Source organism: Bdellovibrionales bacterium (assembly GCA_019750295.1).
In the GTDB taxonomy this organism is placed as follows: domain Bacteria; phylum Bdellovibrionota; class Bdellovibrionia; order Bdellovibrionales; family JAGQZY01; genus JAIEOS01.
Map to the genome: position 1 here is coordinate 1 of JAIEOS010000105.1, position 4,286 is coordinate 4,286.

The window sequence follows — 4,286 nt, forward strand, 5'->3', positions numbered from 1 at the left end:
GCTGTGATTCGGAAGTCTGAGCACATTGTTGTTATTGCGAAGTACTGGCAAGATTATTTTCGGGAGCTCGGGTATACCAATGTGCACTTGATCTATTGTGGTTACGCTCTCCAGGACTATGTTTGCTCGCCTCAAGACGAACAAGAGTGGAGAAAACGGTTTCAGCTGAACGATAAAAAGATCGTCTATATTGGCAATCCGCAAGTGAAGAAAGGTGCTCTTTTGGCTTATGAAGCGTTGAAAGATTCGGGATACGAACTGGTGACTTCCGGGGTGAAGGCGGTGGAAGTGCCCTGTCGCCACCTCGAGCTGAGTTTTAAAGATTACCTTTGCCTTCTTAAGGCGGCGGAGGTGGTCGTGTTAATGAGTCAATTTGCCGAAGGCTGGAATCGGATTGCTCACGAAGCGATGCTCATGGGAAGCCCGGTGATTGGAACCGGTTACGGCGGAATGGGCGAAGTTTTAACGGGTGGGGGGCAAGAAATTTGTACGGATCCAAAGAAACTTCCTGAATTGGTGCAGAAAGTGATTTCTCACCGATCAGAATATTCACGGCACGGCCTCGAATATGCGCGAAAATTCTCTCAAGAAAAATTCGAAGACGCATGGGTTTCTTTAGTTGAGAAATTAAAGGCGCACTGATACAAAATTGAGATGTCTTTAAGTGATCTTCGTCAACTCTATGGATTAGGTTTTTTGCATTTATTGTTGTCCTGGCAGGCAGGCGGTAAACTTTTACTACCTGCGTCCCTGCGATTGCCCGTAAAAGTTCGGACTTTCTTAAATCGAAGATTCTGTATCGGTGTTTATAATAAAATCGGAGATCTCAAGACATTCTCATTAGGACCTCATGACGTGGTTTATGCGGTCAATGCGCGACCGGAACTAGGAGCCTTGTTTTCTAAAGTCGTTACAGCCAATGCGTCGGCCATTGGTGATGGGTCTTTTGATCTGAGAAAACTGAATCGCGCTCATCAGAAAATATTTTTAAATTCTCGAAGATTTTTGAGATCATCGGCAGCTCGACCGATAGTTCCCTGTCTTTTTTTAGATCGAGACGGGGTTGTCATTGAGCATGTCCCTTACATCAAAGACCCCCGACAGGTAAAACTGAAACCGGGAATCACTTCCTTGATAAGTAGATTTCGCGAACAAGAGTTTCGTATTGTTTTGGTTTCGAACCAGTCGGGAATCGCTCGAAAGTATTTCACCTATAAAGATTATTTTAAAGTCCAAACCCGTATGCAAACCCTTCTTGCCCAAGAGGGAGTATGGTTGGATGCGGCTTATTCCTCAATGTACTTTGAAGAGAGCGACCAAGCTCATCTTTTGAGTCTTCCATCGCTTCGAAAACCAAGGCCCGGAGCGCTTTTTGTGGAAGAGCTTCAATGGGATATTGACAAGAAAAGGTCCATCTTTGTTGGTGACAATATCAGCGATATGGAGATGGCTCAAAACATGGGCCTTAAAAAGGCTTATCTCGTCGAGAATTCGGCTTTATCTGAGGCTAACAGAAAAAAAATTTCGTTAAAATTTAAGAGGATTGAGTCTTTAGCCGAAATCTCTGACTAAATGCCAACACTAATGCGGAAAACAAAATATATTGGTGATTGAGCTCTTTGTCTTTAAAGGTACACTCGGTCATCCCCGCGATGTGCAACACAAACTGTATCCCGATAAACGCGAGGGCGATAGAAAGCACGACCGGATCGGCGTCTGTTCGTTTTCGGTAAGAGCGGTAGAAATTGACCGAATAGATAAATATTGCCAGGATAAAAGCGCAGTAGAAAAATAAACCCAAGGTCCCCGTACCCGCCCAAAAATCTAAAAAATTATTATGGGCATGACTGATATAGGCCTTAGGGATTCCCATTTCTATAAAGTAAGGCTGTATTCGACGAATGTTCTCATTATAGCCAATTCCGAATACAGGGTAGTCTTTTACGATTTCCCAATTCCCCTTCCAAAGATTAACCCGTTCCACATTATTGATGTAATTGGGATCGTCAATCGATTGAATGCGAGCTCGAAAGTCGGCAAAGGAATACCAGAGAATCCCAAAGATGATCAAAACTGCCGGGGTGAAGTATCGAATGAGGCGAATTTTAAAGACAGCGAAGATAACCATGGCGGCAAGGGTGATCGCAATCCAAGAGCCACGAGTAAAACTTAAAATGACGATGCTAAGGCTGGCGGCGCAGGCTGCGAAATTGAGAAGCCAAGCCTTACTATCTTCGGCATTGACCTTGTAAAGGAGCCGCGCCAGTGACCAGCAAAAATACATGCCGGCAACGGATGCTAACGTTAGAGTTAGACTAAAGAAACCGTTTGGTCGAAAGAGAGTGGAGCCTGGTCCGAGTTCGCGAAAAGTCACGTCGGGGCGGAAGAAGTCATGTCCATAGAAGAATTGATAGACGCTATAAAGTAATACAATAAGAATCGAGCCGTCCAACCAGGGGAAAACCTTTTTTAAATCTTCACCTCGAAAAAACTCCCGGAAGAGTTGGGTTAATAGAATAAGTTCAATCACCCAGCGAAACTTAAAGAAACTTTTTTGTGCGAATTGGAAAGGGACATCGTTGAGCCATAATCCGACGACGGCGGTCGCCCAAAGAGCAAGGGCTGGGTAAATTACAGCTTTAGGAGGAGCTTTAAAATTCTTTTCCTTAATTAGGACAAAAAGAGAAAATACACATAGAAGTCCAGAAAAGAGCTCCATCCCTGCTAAAGTGAAGTTTAACGTCGCGAGATACAGCGAAAAACAAATGAAATAAAATTTCCTGAGTTTTTTATTTTGCATTTCCAATTTAGCTCCCCACAGCATTCTTAAATGTTCAACCAGGGAAGTCCAAGAAAATAATTTTGACTAAAAAAACAGCACATCCATAATGCATTGATAGGCCTCGAGAAATATCATAGGGTGAGTTATGGAAATGACTCTGCTTGAAATCATAGGAACCACTCTTTTCGCCATCGCGGTTCTCCATACTTTTTTGGTGAGCTTTTTTCAGAAGTTGGCGCATCGGTTTCCGGAGGGTTCCGTTGGGGAAAACTTTTTCCATTTCTTAGGTGAAGTGGAAGTTGTTTTTGGAATTTGGGCGGCCGTCTTCATCGGCGCCTACTCTTGGATCCATGGATTCAAAATTGTTGATGAGCAGGCGCATCTCACCGGTGGCGGATTGTTTTATCTTGAGAGCCTCAATTTTACTGATCCTATTTTTGTGTTTGTCATAATGACGATGGCCGCCACTCGCCCGGTGATCTTTTTTGCGGAAAGTATCATCCTCCGAATAGCTAAGGTATTGCCGCTTTCCGAAAAGGTGAGTTTTTTTGTAACGACCATGATTGTCGGGCCGCTCTTAGGTTCTTTTATTACGGAACCCGCTGCGATGACGCTGACGGCACTGATTCTCCTCGAATATTTTTTCGCTGACGGTCGGTTGAGTGAGAAGTTTAAATACGCGATTGTTGGCGCTCTTTTCGTCAATATTTCGATTGGCGGAACGCTCACTCAGTTTGCGGCTCCTCCGGTACTTATGGTTGCGGGTCGCTGGGGCTGGGATATGGCCTACATGATGAATCACTTTGGCTACAAAGCGATGATTGCGGTGATGATCATCGCCGTGGGACTCACGTTTCTTTTTAAGAAGGAGCTTCAGGGGAAGTTTATGGCGAAGCCCAAGTCGTCTAAGAAACCCAAGCCGAACATTTGGATGACGTTCATCCACTTGCTGTTTTTAGCGATGACTGTCTATACGGCTCACTATCCTGTCTTTTTGCTTTCGATCTTTCTCTTTTTTATCGGTTTCGTTGCGGTGACTCAAGAGTACCAGTCTGAGCTTAAACTTAAAGAGTCCCTTTTGGTGGCCTTTTTTCTGGCGGGTCTTATCGTTTTGGGTTCGGTACAAACCTGGTGGTTGAAGCCTCTGCTTGCGGGCCTCAACGATACGGCCTTGTTTTTCGGAGCCACCGCACTGACAGCCATCACTGATAATGCCGCACTGACGTATTTGGGTTCGCTTGTCGAATTGTCTGAAAGTGCAAAGTATTGCCTTGTTGCAGGAGCGGTGACCGGCGGGGGATTGACCGTGATTGCGAATGCTCCAAATCCCGCAGGATACAGTTTACTCAAAGAGAGCTTTAACGACGCCACGATTAATCCGGTGTACTTGTTTCTTGCCGCATTGATCCCAACATTCATCGTTATCCTTTGCTTTGAACTCCTACCTACGATTACAATTTTTTAAATTGTCCGGCAGGTGCGCCGATACTTTTTGAGAACCACT

At 44.7% G+C, this 4,286-nt stretch carries 4 protein-coding genes; 3 read left to right on the forward strand and 1 reads right to left on the reverse strand.

All coding sequences use genetic code 11. From position 1 onward, the window contains the following. The coding region (locus tag K2Q26_13720; GenBank protein ID MBY0316577.1) for a glycosyltransferase at nucleotides 1-642 on the forward strand (642 nt) is incomplete at its 5' end. 12 nt (nucleotides 643-654) lie between these two features. Further along, entirely contained in the window at nucleotides 655-1,572 is a 918-nt protein-coding gene (locus K2Q26_13725) for an HAD-IIIA family hydrolase (protein ID MBY0316578.1), read from the forward strand. On the opposite strand, the gene K2Q26_13730 is transcribed toward K2Q26_13725, so the two are convergent. Further along, the gene (locus K2Q26_13730) at nucleotides 1,535-2,800 is read right to left on the reverse strand and encodes an O-antigen ligase family protein (GenBank protein ID MBY0316579.1); all 1,266 of its coding nucleotides are present in this window, start codon (nucleotides 2,798-2,800) and stop codon (nucleotides 1,535-1,537) included. The genes K2Q26_13725 and K2Q26_13730 overlap by 38 nt on opposite strands. Before the next feature lie 127 nt (nucleotides 2,801-2,927). Here K2Q26_13730 and K2Q26_13735 point away from each other — a divergent pair, with 127 nt between their 5' ends. Further along, a complete protein-coding gene (locus tag K2Q26_13735) occupies nucleotides 2,928-4,247 on the forward strand; it encodes a putative Na+/H+ antiporter (GenBank protein ID MBY0316580.1) in 1,320 nt (439 codons plus the stop codon). The last annotated feature ends 39 nt before the right edge of the window (nucleotides 4,248-4,286 follow it).